The sequence below is a fragment of the Algoriphagus sp. genome (assembly GCF_029254265.1).
Taxonomy (GTDB): Bacteria; Bacteroidota; Bacteroidia; order Cytophagales; family Cyclobacteriaceae; genus Algoriphagus.
Map to the genome: position 1 here is coordinate 108,276 of NZ_JAQWXX010000040.1, position 13,608 is coordinate 121,883.

At 38.1% G+C, this 13,608-nt stretch carries 13 protein-coding genes; 7 read left to right on the forward strand and 6 right to left on the reverse strand.

The window, feature by feature from the left end:
- Positions 1 to 11: 11 nt before the first annotated feature.
- Positions 12 to 1,367, reverse strand: a complete 1,356-nt coding sequence (locus P8O16_RS05680) for an NfeD family protein (protein WP_300311764.1) — start codon at positions 1,365 to 1,367, stop codon at positions 12 to 14.
- A gap of 182 nt (positions 1,368 to 1,549) precedes the next feature.
- Here P8O16_RS05680 and P8O16_RS05685 point away from each other — a divergent pair, with 182 nt between their 5' ends.
- From P8O16_RS05685 to P8O16_RS05695, 3 genes are all read left to right on the forward strand, one after another.
- Positions 1,550 to 2,719, forward strand: coding sequence for a LysM peptidoglycan-binding domain-containing protein (locus P8O16_RS05685; protein ID WP_300311766.1), 1,170 nt, complete (start codon positions 1,550 to 1,552; stop codon positions 2,717 to 2,719).
- 138 nt (positions 2,720 to 2,857) lie between these two features.
- Complete coding sequence (locus P8O16_RS05690) at positions 2,858 to 3,412, forward strand: hypothetical protein (RefSeq protein WP_300311768.1); 555 nt, start codon at positions 2,858 to 2,860, stop codon at positions 3,410 to 3,412.
- A complete protein-coding gene (locus P8O16_RS05695; RefSeq protein ID WP_300311771.1) occupies positions 3,412 to 4,179 on the forward strand; it encodes a TIGR02757 family protein in 768 nt (255 codons plus the stop codon). Before P8O16_RS05690 ends, P8O16_RS05695 begins: the two co-directional genes overlap by 1 nt.
- Here P8O16_RS05695 and P8O16_RS05700 read toward each other — a convergent pair.
- The 4 genes from P8O16_RS05700 to aceK all read right to left on the reverse strand — a co-directional run bounded on the left by P8O16_RS05700 (position 4,176) and on the right by aceK (position 9,763).
- Positions 4,176 to 5,393 (reverse strand): ATP-grasp domain-containing protein, encoded by a 1,218-nt coding sequence (locus P8O16_RS05700; RefSeq protein WP_300311773.1) that lies wholly within the window; start codon positions 5,391 to 5,393, stop codon positions 4,176 to 4,178. The genes P8O16_RS05695 and P8O16_RS05700 overlap by 4 nt on opposite strands.
- 2 nt (positions 5,394 to 5,395) lie before the next feature.
- Positions 5,396 to 6,820, reverse strand: coding sequence for a M17 family metallopeptidase (locus P8O16_RS05705; protein WP_300311776.1), 1,425 nt, complete (start codon positions 6,818 to 6,820; stop codon positions 5,396 to 5,398).
- 8 nt (positions 6,821 to 6,828) lie between these two features.
- Positions 6,829 to 7,959 carry an alpha/beta hydrolase-fold protein gene (locus tag P8O16_RS05710; protein WP_300311779.1) on the reverse strand — a complete coding sequence of 377 codons (1,131 nt, stop codon included), beginning with the start codon at positions 7,957 to 7,959 and terminating at the stop codon, positions 6,829 to 6,831.
- Between the two features lie 76 nt (positions 7,960 to 8,035).
- Positions 8,036 to 9,763 carry a bifunctional isocitrate dehydrogenase kinase/phosphatase gene (gene aceK / locus P8O16_RS05715; protein WP_300311781.1) on the reverse strand — a complete coding sequence of 576 codons (1,728 nt, stop codon included), beginning with the start codon at positions 9,761 to 9,763 and terminating at the stop codon, positions 8,036 to 8,038.
- A 312-nt stretch (positions 9,764 to 10,075) separates the two neighbouring features.
- Here aceK and P8O16_RS05720 point away from each other — a divergent pair, with 312 nt between their 5' ends.
- The 4 genes from P8O16_RS05720 to P8O16_RS05735 are packed head-to-tail and all read left to right on the forward strand — an operon-like array spanning position 10,076 to position 12,950.
- Positions 10,076 to 10,759: a hypothetical protein gene (locus P8O16_RS05720; RefSeq protein ID WP_300311784.1), complete on the forward strand. Its 684-nt coding sequence runs from the start codon at positions 10,076 to 10,078 to the stop codon at positions 10,757 to 10,759.
- A gap of 2 nt (positions 10,760 to 10,761) precedes the next feature.
- Complete coding sequence (locus tag P8O16_RS05725) at positions 10,762 to 11,400, forward strand: CoA pyrophosphatase (protein ID WP_300311787.1); 639 nt, start codon at positions 10,762 to 10,764, stop codon at positions 11,398 to 11,400.
- Between the two features lie 57 nt (positions 11,401 to 11,457).
- Complete coding sequence (locus tag P8O16_RS05730; protein WP_300311790.1) at positions 11,458 to 12,708, forward strand: DUF819 family protein; 1,251 nt, start codon at positions 11,458 to 11,460, stop codon at positions 12,706 to 12,708.
- Positions 12,708 to 12,950 carry a (2Fe-2S) ferredoxin domain-containing protein gene (locus P8O16_RS05735; protein ID WP_300311798.1) on the forward strand — a complete coding sequence of 81 codons (243 nt, stop codon included), beginning with the start codon at positions 12,708 to 12,710 and terminating at the stop codon, positions 12,948 to 12,950. Before P8O16_RS05730 ends, P8O16_RS05735 begins: the two co-directional genes overlap by 1 nt.
- Positions 12,951 to 12,971: 21 nt before the next feature.
- Here the strand turns inward: P8O16_RS05735 and P8O16_RS05740 are convergent, their stop codons facing one another.
- On the reverse strand, positions 12,972 to 13,292 hold the full coding sequence (locus P8O16_RS05740; RefSeq protein ID WP_300311792.1) for a YbjQ family protein: 321 nt from the start codon (positions 13,290 to 13,292) through the stop codon (positions 12,972 to 12,974).
- Positions 13,293 to 13,608: the final 316 nt, after the last annotated feature.

Below are 13,608 nucleotides of genomic sequence, written 5' to 3' on the forward strand. Positions count from 1 at the left end.
ACCAAAATCTCTCAAGCCTCCCACTTTTTTACCTTTATGGATGTACCTTCTGTGGAAATGACTACTACTTCTTCTCCTTGATCTAAGAATTCCCCACGTGAATAGGCATCATAGATTTCACCTTCGATTTCTACTCTTCCGCTTGGCCGGAGTCTTGAGTGTACTTTTCCTCTTTTTCCTATCAATTCATTTGCATAAATAGTGGAAGTAAATCCTTCAGATCGTTGTTGGGTATTTGCTAGAGTGACACCGCTGAATGCTCCCCATTCATTGACTTTTGGGGTCAACCAAAATACTAAGCCGACAGAAGCAATGGAAGCGATAATTACTGTTAGCAATGCGCCAAATAGATCTTCTGCTGGGACAAACTGAAAATCAAAGTTTTGGTTTGGTAGCATGCCAAGAACTAATCCAGCCAAAATACAGACAATGCCCAGAACTCCAAAAACCCCAAAGCCAGGAATTACAAACAGTTCCACAGCGAGCAAAATCACTCCTACAAAAAACACAATGATCTCCCAGTTTTCAGCTAATCCATTTAAATAAAAAGGAATGAAATATAGAATCACTGCGATAATCGATGCCGCCAATGGAAATCCAATTCCTGGGGTCTGAAGCTCGAAATAAAGCCCTCCAATGATAATAAGTATCAAAAATCCACTTACAGCAGGACTAAGAAAAAATGATATAATCTGCTCTGTTTGGTCTGGCTCATAGGTGATCAGTTCGGCATTTTGTAGGTTTTGTGCTTCCAGAATTTCAGCAATACTTGTATACTCACCATCACAAAAGCCGTATTTTATGGCTTCAGAGACAGAAAATGTGATAACCGATCCTTCCTCTGTAATTCCATCGATCTGAATTTTTTCATCAACCATTGCTTCGGCGATTTTTGGATCTCGTCCTTGGGCCTCAGCAGTACTTCGCATCATTGAGCGCATATAGGATTGGTACTTGTCTGGCGCTGCTGCGCCATCTGTTCCATTGACTACTGTAGCTGCTCCAATGCTAGAGCCTGGAGCCATGTAAATACTGTCTGTTGCTATAGAGATCAAAGCCCCAGCTGAAGCGGCGTCTTTATTAATAAAAACATAAATGGGGATTTGACTTTCTAAAAGCATGGTTCGGATGTCATCAGCATCATTTACTGCACCGCCGTAGGTGTCCATTTCGATTATGATGAGATCTGCATCCTCGTCTTTTGCTTTTTCCAGCGCTATTTTTACTCGTCTATTCATACCCGGATCAATATCTTTATCGATCTTGAATGTGAAGATTTTGTTTATCTCCTTTGAGTTAACTTGGCCAAAGCCTACTGAAGAAAAGGAAAGCAAAAGAATAAGAAATACAAGTAGATTTTTTTTCATTTTTGGAGCTATGATTCTAGGCTGATAAGATACAAAATCATCTGTTAAACTGGCTTTTTTTGATGAAATCACTTTAACTATGGTAAATGCTAGCTTTGTTTTCTAGCATAATTCTTGCACCCTTCATTTTTAGAAAATAATTTTAAATCAAATTTAGAGTAGCCCCAAATTTTCAAATTCTTATGAGATTCAGATCAACTTACCTTTGGTCATTTTGTATAGCCATTACATCGTTTTTATCATTTTCAATAAGTTCTTCAGCTTCCACGATTGATTCCGTTGGAGTGGAGAGAGTTGGAGATCAGTCATATATCCTCCATGAGGTAGAGCCGAAAGAAACTCTTTTTGGAATTTCTAGAAGATATCAAGCTCCCGTTGGGGATATTGTTAATGCAAATGCGTCCCTAAAGCAAGGATTGAAAATCGGTCAGACAATTCGAGTTCCTTTTATCCCGAAGTCTGAATTACCGGCAGGTGCAATATTGCACAAGGTTGTCCCTGGTGAGACTCTTTTTTCGATTTCTAAGAAGTATGGTGTGTCTGTGAATGAAATAATGGCCTCCAATGAACTTAAAGGGAACGACCTCAGTGTTGGTCAGCCATTAGTGATTCAAAAACCAGTCGTAGCAGAGACTAAACCCACTCCGGTTTCTACCCCATCAGTTACAAATACAGCTACTCCAAAAGCTGAAACTCCTGCACCTGTAAAAGAGGCAAAAGCAAAACCTGAACCTAAGCCTAAGCCTGAAAACCCAAAGCCAGTAGCTCCAAAGCCAGAGGCTAGTCGACCATCGACTGTTGCTGCGACAAAAAGCACAACTCCAATAGTGCCAGGGGATTGGATGTCCCACACTGTTAAGTCTGATGAGACCTTATTTTCCATCGCAAGTCAATATGGTGCCCGAGTTGAAGATTTGATTACTTGGAATGCCTTGACATCAAATAATCTCGCTCCTGGTCAAGTTCTTAAAGTAGGCAGAGGCGCTCCTGAAGAGTCAAAAGTTCCGGTAGTTGGTACTCCAAAGGTAGTTTCCAGTGTTGAAGAAATGAACATAGAACCAACTGCTGAAAATACATCTGGCGGCTTTAAAAATGTAAAAGAAACTGGCCAAGCTGAATTGATCGAAGGCACTGGTGGCCATAAAAAATATTTAGTGTTACATCGTACAGCACCAATTGGTACGATCATGCGAGTAAAAAATGAAGAGAACGATGTGACAATTTTCGCACGGGTTGTGGGGGTACTTCCTGAGACAGGAGATAATTCCAAATTAGTCATAAAGCTATCCCAAGCTGCTTTTGATCAACTTAAAGCTGTAAATGGAAGATTCCCTGTAGAAGTGATGTATTGAAAACATTAAATTATATCCTGAAAAAAGGTCAGCATTAGGCTGGCCTTTTTTGTTTTTTGGGGATCAATAGGATTCCAAAATTGCTTCCTTTTTTACTTTCCGATCAATAGTTCTAATTTCGACATTAGTTACACTGAAATGAATCGACTCCAACTTATATTTCACCATGTTTTTAGATTTATCTGGAATTTGATATTTATTATATCTTATCCAGTCTTGGCGAGTTTTGGATTGATTTTCATCGGGATTACCTATGTGTTTTCCTTGCTTTCTGGATTTTTGGCTAGAATCAAACCTGAAGGGAAGGCTGTAGTACTTAAAGAGTCTGAATGGGAAACTCTTCCTCATTCGTCTGATTTGTTTGAGGCTAAGCTTGTTAAGCAAATTATGTTTGGACCTTCAGGATTTATTCTTCGAAGGAAAGATGGAGTGCCTTCTGTTCTTTCTGATTTTGTTTTTGGTAAAAAAGTCCGAGTTATTGATGAAGGGTTTATTCTTGAAAAATGGAATTCACTTGAATCAAAAGATCTTCCTGATTTTGATATTTGTCTTTACAATCCAGATGAAGACTCCTTGAAATCTCTGACTAATATTAATTGCTTTGATTGGCACGTTTCAGAAAAAGTTGATAATGAACTTTCCTTCAAATGGTTTGATGGAACTCAAGGAGGTGAAGTTAAAGTAGCACTTTGATGCAAGATTTGAAGGGTTTCTTGGACGAAAAAGTCGAAGAGTATAATCGTCCAGAATTTATCATACTCGATCCTATTTCGATTCCACACCAATTTTCCAAAAAAGAGGATATAGAAATCACCGGTTTTATAGCGGCTATTTTGGCATGGGGTCAGCGAAAAACAATTATAAATAAATGTCAGGAGTTGTTTCAATTGATGGATAATGACCCTCATCAGTTCATTATTCATCACAAGGAGTCAGATCTTAAGCCTTTTTTAAGTTTCAAGCATCGGACTTTCAATGAAATCGACACCCTGTATTTCATACATTTTTTTAATTGGTTTTACAAAAAGCATACTTTTTTAGAAGAGGCTTTTTTGATCGGCCAAACAGGATCTCAGGATTCAATGTTTTCCATTTTGGAACAATTCCATGAATTCTTTTTTTCGATACCTGACGCGCCTAATCGCACCAAAAAGCACATCGCAACACCAAAGCGAAAAGCAGCCTGCAAGCGAATTAATATGTTTTTAAGATGGATGGTGCGTTCTGATGATAAGGGAGTAGATTTTGGTATTTGGCAAAAAATAAAACCGTCCCAATTGATCTGCCCTTGTGACTTACATGTTGACAGGGTGGGAAGAAAACTCGGTTTGATCACAAGAAAGCAAACTGATTGGCAAACAGCTGTGGAATTGACCGAGAAACTTCGGGAATTTGATCCCGAAGATCCGGTTAAATATGATTTTGCCTTATTTGGGCTAGGAGTAGAAGAGAAGTTTTAATGAAATTTCTTGACTTCAGGCGCATTAGCAACGGTAGAGAATTCATCTGATATCCGTACCGCGTAGCTATCAAGAAGTTCCATGACACGATTCTGATTCTTTGATTTGACGATCAATCCCGCATGATATTCCAAGGGAACTCTGAAATATACTTCTTCGTCATCAAAACTACTCAAATCTGGATGTTCGTATTTAGAGAGTGTTAGAAGAATACCGGCATAGTTTTTTGAAACTTTTGGCAGCGTATATTTGGTGTTTTTTGCAAGAGAATCTTCTATTTTAGCCCATTCTGCCCATAGATTAACTCCTGTCGCAGCTTCTACCATTTCTGCAAGGTGGGCGCCTCCAACTCTGGATGAAGTCTCTAAAAAATAGATTTCTCCATCTTCTTTGGATTTTATGAATTCTGTATGCGTAGCTCCGGATTTCATACCGAATGCTTTCATGATTTCTGCATTTGCCTTTTTGATTTTTTTCTCATCCTCTGAGCCATATTTCAGGTTAGCAGACCGAAAAATCCCACCGCCTTGAGAGATTTCCATCGGTGTTGATAGGTATTTTGATACTGAACAAAAGATGTTTTTCCCATCAAGCATTAGTCCATCTGCATGATAGACATCCCCCGGTTTAAATTGTTCTACTAGATAGTAAAGTCTATTGTCGCCAAGTTTATGGATGTTTTCCCAAAGTGATTCCTTATTCTCCACCTTAATAATTCCATGGGCTGATGCCTCAGATCTGGGTTTTAATACCCAAGGCGCTGGAATATGATCTGCATATTGATTGATGTCTTCGTCATTGAAAAGCGGGGAAAAAGGAGGGACTTTGATTCCAGAGTCTTGAGCTTTGATACGCATAGCTAGTTTATCCCTGAAGAAGCGACCAGTGGTTTGACCCATACCCGGAATTCGAAGGTTTTCTCGCAGGTAAGTTGCTTTTTCTACATCATAATCATCCAATGCAATAATGCTTTCGATTTTGTGATTTTTCATCAATCCCCCAACTCCCTTCATCAGTAAATCCAAATCCCAATCAAGGTCTTGTCCAGGCATATAAAACACATCATCGATGTATTCAAAAGCCCAAGGTTGATCTTTCAATTTTTCGGAAGTAATTAAAAAGACCCGATTCCCTTGTTTTTTCAAGGCTATTAGGAATGCATTTCCTTTAAAAAAATTTGAAATGCAGAGAAATGTTTTGCCACTTTGATCCATGATTACAATTGATTTTCGATGAATTTAAGTAATAATTGTACGCCAAATGCAGTTCCCGATTTTGTTTTTGAAAATTCTGTGTCTCCATAAGCTACACCAGCAATATCCAAATGTGCCCAAGATGGATGTTCGTGGATAAATGCCTCCAAAAACTTGGCAGCAGTAATTGCGCCTGCTATTGGTTTGCCATGGTAATTCTTTATATCGGCTATTTCACTGTCCATTTCCTTTCGGTAGTTTTCCCACATCGGAAGGGGCCATACTTTCTCATAAGTCTCTAAGCCTGCTTTTTGGAGGCTGTTTGAGAGTTCTTCGGAATTAGAAAACAATGCCCCACATTCATAGCCAAAAGTCGCTACGCTACTTCCAGTTAAGGTGGCTAAATCTATAACTTGATCTATTGAATAATTTTGAACAAGATAGGAGAGACCATCTGCTAAAATCAATCTTCCTTCAGCATCAGTATCGATCACTTCTATGCTTAATCCAGCGTGACTTTGAATCACTTCACTTGGGAGATAAGAATCTTTATCCACTGCATTTTCTACAGCAGGGACGATACTCGTTAGATTAATCGGGAGATTGAGATCTACAATCAACTGAGTAGTGGCCAAGACTGCAGCGGCACCACCCATATCCGACTTCATGTGAACCATACCTTGGGTTTTGATATTAAGTCCGCCTGTATCAAAAGTGACGCCTTTACCCACTAAACCAAGATGGAATTTTGCTTGAGGATGTCGGTGTTCAAGGATGATGAATTTTGGTTCTTTTGCACTTCCTCTTGATACCGCAAGAAATGCTTCCAATCGTTCAGATTTTGCTTTTTTCTGGTCAAAAATTATTGCTTTTAAACCATTTTTTCCCTCAAGTTTAATCGCCCATTCAGCTAGAAAAGTCGGTGTAAGTACATTTGGAGGTAAATCGACTAATTTGAAGGCTTCTATTTTGGCATTTGAGATTTTTTCAGCTCGATTTATTATTTGCTGAATTGATTCATTGTTGGAATTTATTTCAACTTTTAAATCTTGGAAATCCTTCTTTTTGTCTTTTTCTTTTTTGAAAAAATCAAATGAATATCCTCCTAAGGAAAAGCCTATTAGAGCCGATTCGATCAGCTTAGAATCTAAATCCTGTGCAAAATCCAAAGTGACTTTATCCTGAATTATTTCAGAATTTTTAGGCAGAATTCTTCTGAAGCTTTTTTCAACTTCGTTCAATTCAGGATCTTCCCCCAATCCAATCAATAAAACCAATTGATCATGATGTTGAAGCAGATAAGTACTGTCTTTTTTTCCTGAAAATACTGAAGGATGAATATCCAATCCGAACTTGGATTGCAAGATGTCTGCAACCGAGTTTACAAAAATGGGAAGGATTCTAAGGGGTGATTTGGAAGTAGTACCTCCGCTTAATTCAAATATCATATTTCGTTTTAGTCAGGGCTATTACTGAAAAACAGCCATTCAATTGCTTTTGGAAACTCATCACTCCAATAAGTTTCATTGTGTTTGCCTTCCATATTGATACTCATACGAACCTTCATTTTACCTTGGAGACTTTCTCTTTTCAGTAATCTTTTTCTCAGTTTTATGACATGCGATACCATAGTGTCACTCTCATCTCCACCGGCATATAAGTAAAGCCTGGTTTCCAAAGGCTCAAAGAAATCCATAAAACCTAATTTGATCTTTGGAATTACCCAAAGGGAAGGCGAAAAAACCATCAGTTTCCCGAAAACTTCGGGATAAATCAAACCCGAGAAAATGCTTACTAAACCGCCCATTGAGCTTCCACCTATTCCAGTGAACTCCCGCTCTGGTTTTGTCCGGAATGTTTTATCTACAAAAGGCTTTAAGGTATCAGTCAAAAATCTTATGTATTGCTTTCCGTTTCCTGCTCCGAGCAGCGTCCTGCCGACATTGTATTCCTGAATTCGTTCTGATTCGGCATGCTCCACAGCTACCACGATGACCTTTCCGATTCCATAATCAGACATGACTGCCAGCTTTTTATCAATTTGCCAGTTGCCAAAATCCGCATTTTCATTAAATAAGTTTTGGGCATCCTGAAGGTAAAGTACTGGATAAGATTCGGTAGAAGTTTCGTAATCGTAAGGGAGCAAAGCCCAGATTTTTCGAGTCTTATTGAGTTGAGGAATTTCAAATTCTTCAGAAATCAGATGAATTTTAGGAAGTTGACTGGGTCGATAGGGTAACCAGTTCTTCCTCCACTTGGCTACTTTTTCAATCCGTTCAAGGTTATCGTCATTCCAATGTCTATTAGGCGTTTTGTTCCCATAGCGGTCTATTTCTACTTCAGACCAATCACCTTTGGTAAATTTGTAAATGAGCTCCTTTTGAAATTCTTTTCCTTCAGGAAATGTAAATTCATACTTTCCTTTAGAAACTTTTTTCATTAAAAAACGGAAATCTTGAGTAGTCCACTGATTGAAATTCCCGGAAATGTAAACAGGACGATCATCATCTTCTGAGGTATGGAGAATGAGTTTCCTTACTTTTTTTAATTTTTTGGAATCTATATGTATAGGAGAATCAGTATTCATGTTTGGGGGATTGCGGACTTGAGCCGAGATGCAAAATTAAACTTTCCCTGCTTAAAGTCCTTAAAAACATTAGCTGTTAGATTTTTTGTTTTGGACGAAATCTGATTTCCTCTGGATAAGGGTAAGCATGGATCATCTCTCCGGATGCAATTCTATTCTGGATTTGCTTCCAATTTTCTGCATCAAAAAGCCCTTCATGATACTGAATGAATTCATCTTTTATATCCCTACGACCAATCATCCAGCGTTTAAAATCCTCAGGAAACACATCGTTTTTTGCAATGGTATACCAAGGTTCAGGAGCATAGATTTGTTCATAGGTTTCTGCTTTCGGCTTTTTCCTGAAATTCATATCTGAAAGAAACTCGATTTCATCGTAATCATAAAATATCACTCGCTTCTGTCGTGTAAGACCAAAATTTTTGGTCATCATATCCCCTGGGAAAATATTAGCTTGAGCTAACTGAAGGATTGATCTTCCATAATCTTTGGCTACGTTTATTCCATCTTCTTTTGAGCAATTTTCTAAAAATATGTTTAAAGGAATCATCTTACGTTCAGTATATAGATGCTTGATTATCAAATGGTCATTTTCAATGGAAATTAAAGAGTTTACTGTATTCCGAAGTTCTTGCAATAACTCTTTACTGATTCTGTTTAGTGGGATAGCAAAGTATTCAAACTCATGTGTATCTGCCATCCTTCCCACACGATCATGCAATGATACCAACTTATATTTTTCCCTGACCTCTTGTCTGGTCATACTTTTTGGAGGCTCAAAATGATCTTTGATTAGTTTAAATACAAGATTAAGCGAGGGCAGGGTGAATACCGTCATTACCATTCCCTTAATTCCTGGAGCGATTTCAAAATTATCACTGCTTTGATCAAGATGAATTAAGAAATCCCGATAAAGGAGTGTCTTTCCATGTTTGTTAAAACCTAAGGCATTATACAGTTCGTGGGTTTTTTTATGTGGAATCACCGAGCTTAAAAAGGCAACGATCTGGGAAGGCTTTTTGGCCTCTACCATAAAATAAGATCGTGTAAAACTGAAGATATTACTCATTATATGAGGGTCAAAAATCAAGGTGTCTACAAAGATTCCTTTGGGACCATTCATCATAGGAATAATAAAAGGCATCCACTTATGACCCAAGAAGGTTCTTCCGACGAGGTAAGCTGCCTTATTACGGTAGAATACCGATTTTAGAATTTGGGTTTTGGTGTCAGAAGATACATTGTATCTGCTTAGAATGACTTCTTTTACGCTTTGGATCAGACACTTGACATCATGCTCTTTGTCCATGTATTGGGTTCCAAAATCATAGTCTTCCAAGATTTTCCGAATGATTTTTTCTACTCCCCAAGAAGAAGGGTAAGTCCTTATCAAATCACTGTTTTCGGGAATGTCATAAGAATCGAAGCCTTCCATGACAAACATAAATTCTTCGTTGACTACTGTTTTTGGAATGATTTTGCGAACGACCGAATTAAAAAAAGTCTCGGCTAACTCCACGTTATACATTTCTGCGATGAGTTTGGAGTAGTGATTTTTCACATACACCCAGCTGGCAGGTTCCGTGGCATGTTGCTTTAAAATCTCCATACATTCCATAGCTAGCGGAATGAGTAAATCTTTATATAACCTTAACCTTTGTCTGTGATTTATTTGGGTTTCTAGCCAATTTCGGTCTCGGAAATGAACGGGTGCAAGACTGGTGTAGGTGTTAAAAAAAATCATGTAGGATTTGAAACCCTTGAGGATTTTTTCGGCTAGAATGATGGCAAGTTTTTGTGGCATTTTCCATATAAGTAAGATGCAAGAGGAAATCTTTAAAGTTGGTGAAAATTTTCTAGCCTTCTAAAAAATAAAATTTCGATCCAAAAATGCGTTTTAAACAACAGTTTCGCAGGGAAAATAAAATTTCGAAAATCTTTCGCAATCGATTGTTTGGAGTATTAGTAAACATTTTCTACTTTTCGAAAGTATTCAATTCAGAATATCTACAATAGGTTTAATAGGTTTGAGAGCAGGAAAAGGTCGGGATTATATCCTGGCCTTTTTTGATTTTTTGAGGCAGGTAGTTAGCTTGAGTTTACAAAAATTATATTTATGAGGGTTCCTAAATCATCCTTTAAATTTCCAAGGTTTTTTTTGATGGTTGTTGCTTTACAACTTGGTTGTACTGGTACTTCTTCAGATGAAGCGGCTAATACCAATGAAATTCAACTAGAGGAGGATAAAATATCTAAGATGAAAAATCAACTAGATATAACCTTAGCACAAAAGGAATCTTGGTATACACATTGGAAAAACATTTTAGGTCCTTTTGATTCTTCAGATTTTGAACTTGTAATGACGGATTCTATAGACCCTATGGAGATGCCAGAACGCAATCCAATTCTGCCTGATGATCCATTGTTTCCATATCAATATTCTCATCCTGCAGGAAATGGCACCATGGATATTTACAGCTATAAAATAGAAGCTCAAGAGGCTGTGGAAACGCCTTTCTTAAATCCAGATTCCGAAGTTATCTGGTATCGTTCGGATGGCATGAAAGAGCGTCTGTTGTTTATGGGCCCTTCTGGAATGTTTGAAGAGGGTGAATGGCTGAATGAGGATGAATTCATCGTTTTAGGATATTTTCAGGAGGAGCAAGGTTTCCGTCCAATGGCTTGGATAATCAATATTGCTACCCACCGAATTGTTCATTTCAATCTTTCAAAATTGTCTAAGACATACGAAGCCGATTCGTATATAGATCAAAAAATCAAACAAGTTTCCTTGAATTAAAAATGGAATTTGATCTTGCGATAGAATTACTTCAAAAAGGGCTAAAAAAGCAACTTCCGGGTCAGAATGCCCAAAAAACCATGTCACCTCTTCCTGTTGATCCGAAAAGATTTGATTTCAAATTTTCTGAAAACCCAAGAAAAGGCGCTGTTTTGATTTTCATTTACCCGGAGCAAGGAAAAGCCTTTTTTCCATTGATCAAACGCCCTACTTATACTGGTGTGCATAGCGGTCAGATTGCTTTTCCAGGTGGTAAAATGGAACCAGAAGATGAAAGTTTGAGCGTCACTGCTATGCGAGAAGCTTGGGAAGAGGTTGGGATTTTGCCTGAAGAAGTGAAACTTATCGGTCCCATTTCAGATCTATTTGTTCCAGCGAGCAATTTTTTGGTAAGTCCCATTATAGGGTATTCTGAAAAGAAACCTTTGTTTGTTCCCGAGCTAAAGGAAGTTGATCGAATCATTGAAACTCCTCTTGAACTTTTGCTTCATCTGGAAACAAGGAAGCAACGAATGTTAGAAGTTGGCGGTAAAATAAAGCTGGATGCGCCATATTTTGACATAGAAAATGAGATAGTCTGGGGAGCAACTGCTATGATTTTAGGCGAATTTCTTCAGGTTTTGGAAAACGGAAGAGGTTGATTTTTTGGGGAATTTGATCATTTGTTGGTATTGTTGCAGACCTAAAAAGTTATCGGAATGGAAGAAGCTCCTTTATTTACCAATGATGCCGTAGTCTTTGGATTATTAATGGCAACACTTGCCTTGATTTTTGCTACCTCATCAAGCAATTCTACTTTTTGGAAGAAATTTTATTCGGTAGTGCCGACAGTTTTATTGTGCTACTTTATTCCTGCATTATTCAATTCCTTCGGATGGATTTCTGGAGAATCCTCCGGGCTCTACCGGATGGCAAGTCGTTACTTGTTGCCTGCTTCCCTTGTTTTATTCACGATCAGCATTGATATCAAAGGAATCTTGAAACTTGGACCAAAAGCGCTGACAATGTTTTTGGCTGGATCATTCGGGATCATGATCGGAGGTCCATTGGCCTTGCTGACGGTAGGTTTTGTTTTTCCAGAATTACTTGGGGGAAATGGTCCTGATGAAGTTTGGCGAGGACTTTCCACTATTGCAGGATCATGGATTGGCGGTGGAGCAAATCAAACAGCTATGCTTAAAGTATTTGAACCTAGCAATTCGTTGTTTAGCCAAATGATTGCTGTAGATGTTTTAGTAGCTAATCTTTGGACAGCCGTATTGCTTTATTGGGCAGCCAAACCTGAAAAAATAGATCGTTTTTTCAAAGCCGATACCACAGCTATTTATGAATTAAGGGATAAAATTGCCGATTTTAGAAAGGGTATCATGAAAATTCCAAGTCTTTCTGATACGATGATTATTCTTGGAGTAGGTTTTGGAGTGACTGGAGTCGCAACTTTAATGGCTGATTTTATCGCGCCTTACATTGAAGTTAATTATCCAGCGCTTGCACAGTACTCACTAAATTCCTCCTTTTTCTGGATTGTAGTGATTGCAACTACCGTAGGTCTAGGTCTTTCTTTCACCAAGGCCCGAATGTTGGAAGGGGCGGGGGCCTCGCGTTTGGGTAGTGTATTGTTATATGTATTGGTTGCAACAATTGGAATGCAAATGGATTTGGGAGCCATCTTTGATAATCCTCTACTATTTCTAGTGGGGATCGTATGGATGGTTTTCCATATTTTGATCATGCTTATTGTGGCTTATGTAATTAAGGCGCCATTTTTCTATGTGGCAGTTGCGTCTCAGGCAAATGTAGGTGGTGCCGCTTCGGCTCCTATTGTGGCGTCAGCTTTTGATTCCTCACTGGCACCAGTTGGAGTTTTATTGGCAGTTTTAGGATATGCTGTTGGGACTTATGGTGCATATTTATGTGGATTGATGATGCAGTATGTTTCAGGAATGTAATGAAGTTGAAAAGAAAATTAATTTTTATTTGTAATGGGTCAGATTGTAAAAAGTCTGGAGCTAAAACAATTGCAAAAGATGTAAAAGAAGCAGCCAAAACTGAGCCTTTGAAGGGAGCTTGTAAAATCATAAAGACTAAATGCATGGATATGTGCAAATCTGCTCCAGTGGTGATCGTAAATGATCATTTTTTAAAAAAAACGAGTTCCCAAAAAATAATCTTGGAATTAAAAAAGTCCTGAATTTCAGGACTTTTTTAATTTTTAAATTTTAGAAGTTTTTACGGCGGTACCACTTGCAGTGACCATCATCATCCCATCTCTGATAGTTTCATAATCAAGGTCAATTCCAATAATTGCGTTTGCCCCAAATGTCCGTGCTTGCATTTCCATTTCGGCCATCGCAGTAGCCTTTGCTTCTCGAAGTACCCGTTCATAGGCGGATGATCTTCCTCCTACGATATCTGTTATACTTGCAAAAAAGTCCTTGAATACATTTGCCCCAATGATTGTTTCTCCTGAGACTATTCCTAAGTAGGTGTCAACACGATATCCATCAAGTGAGTTTGTGGTTGTTACGATCATTTTATTTAGTTAAAGGTTGGAAATTAATTCTACAAGTTCCACGCTAAAGCATCCTTAATTGTTTTCCCTACATTCGATTTCTGTAAAAAAAAAAAACACACATTTTATGATTTTTTATTTGCGCTGTCTTTGAAATACTTCTAAAAATTTACATTTTTAGTTCCTTTTTCGGGAAAGTTGGACGATGAATAATTTTTAATATGTATATCCGCAAATGCACCAGTAGCCAAATAAGTTAGAAGTGACAGCCAGTGACAATCGCTTTCTTGCGGTCTTAACGGGTACTAAATTAGGTCAAAATAAACGGTTTTGACCA

Coding starts and splice junctions, on each gene's coding strand:
- P8O16_RS05680 (WP_300311764.1), bottom strand. CDS start 1,367: ATGAAAAAAAATCTACTTGTATTTCTTATTCTTTTGCTTTCCTTTTCT.
- P8O16_RS05685 (WP_300311766.1), top strand. CDS start 1,550: ATGAGATTCAGATCAACTTACCTTTGGTCATTTTGTATAGCCATTACA.
- P8O16_RS05690 (WP_300311768.1), top strand. CDS start 2,858: ATGAATCGACTCCAACTTATATTTCACCATGTTTTTAGATTTATCTGG.
- P8O16_RS05695 (WP_300311771.1), top strand. CDS start 3,412: ATGCAAGATTTGAAGGGTTTCTTGGACGAAAAAGTCGAAGAGTATAAT.
- P8O16_RS05700 (WP_300311773.1), bottom strand. CDS start 5,393: ATGGATCAAAGTGGCAAAACATTTCTCTGCATTTCAAATTTTTTTAAA.
- P8O16_RS05705 (WP_300311776.1), bottom strand. CDS start 6,820: ATGATATTTGAATTAAGCGGAGGTACTACTTCCAAATCACCCCTTAGA.
- P8O16_RS05710 (WP_300311779.1), bottom strand. CDS start 7,959: ATGAATACTGATTCTCCTATACATATAGATTCCAAAAAATTAAAAAAA.
- aceK (WP_300311781.1), bottom strand. CDS start 9,763: ATGCCACAAAAACTTGCCATCATTCTAGCCGAAAAAATCCTCAAGGGT.
- P8O16_RS05720 (WP_300311784.1), top strand. CDS start 10,076: ATGAGGGTTCCTAAATCATCCTTTAAATTTCCAAGGTTTTTTTTGATG.
- P8O16_RS05725 (WP_300311787.1), top strand. CDS start 10,762: ATGGAATTTGATCTTGCGATAGAATTACTTCAAAAAGGGCTAAAAAAG.
- P8O16_RS05730 (WP_300311790.1), top strand. CDS start 11,458: ATGGAAGAAGCTCCTTTATTTACCAATGATGCCGTAGTCTTTGGATTA.
- P8O16_RS05735 (WP_300311798.1), top strand. CDS start 12,708: ATGAAGTTGAAAAGAAAATTAATTTTTATTTGTAATGGGTCAGATTGT.
- P8O16_RS05740 (WP_300311792.1), bottom strand. CDS start 13,292: ATGATCGTAACAACCACAAACTCACTTGATGGATATCGTGTTGACACC.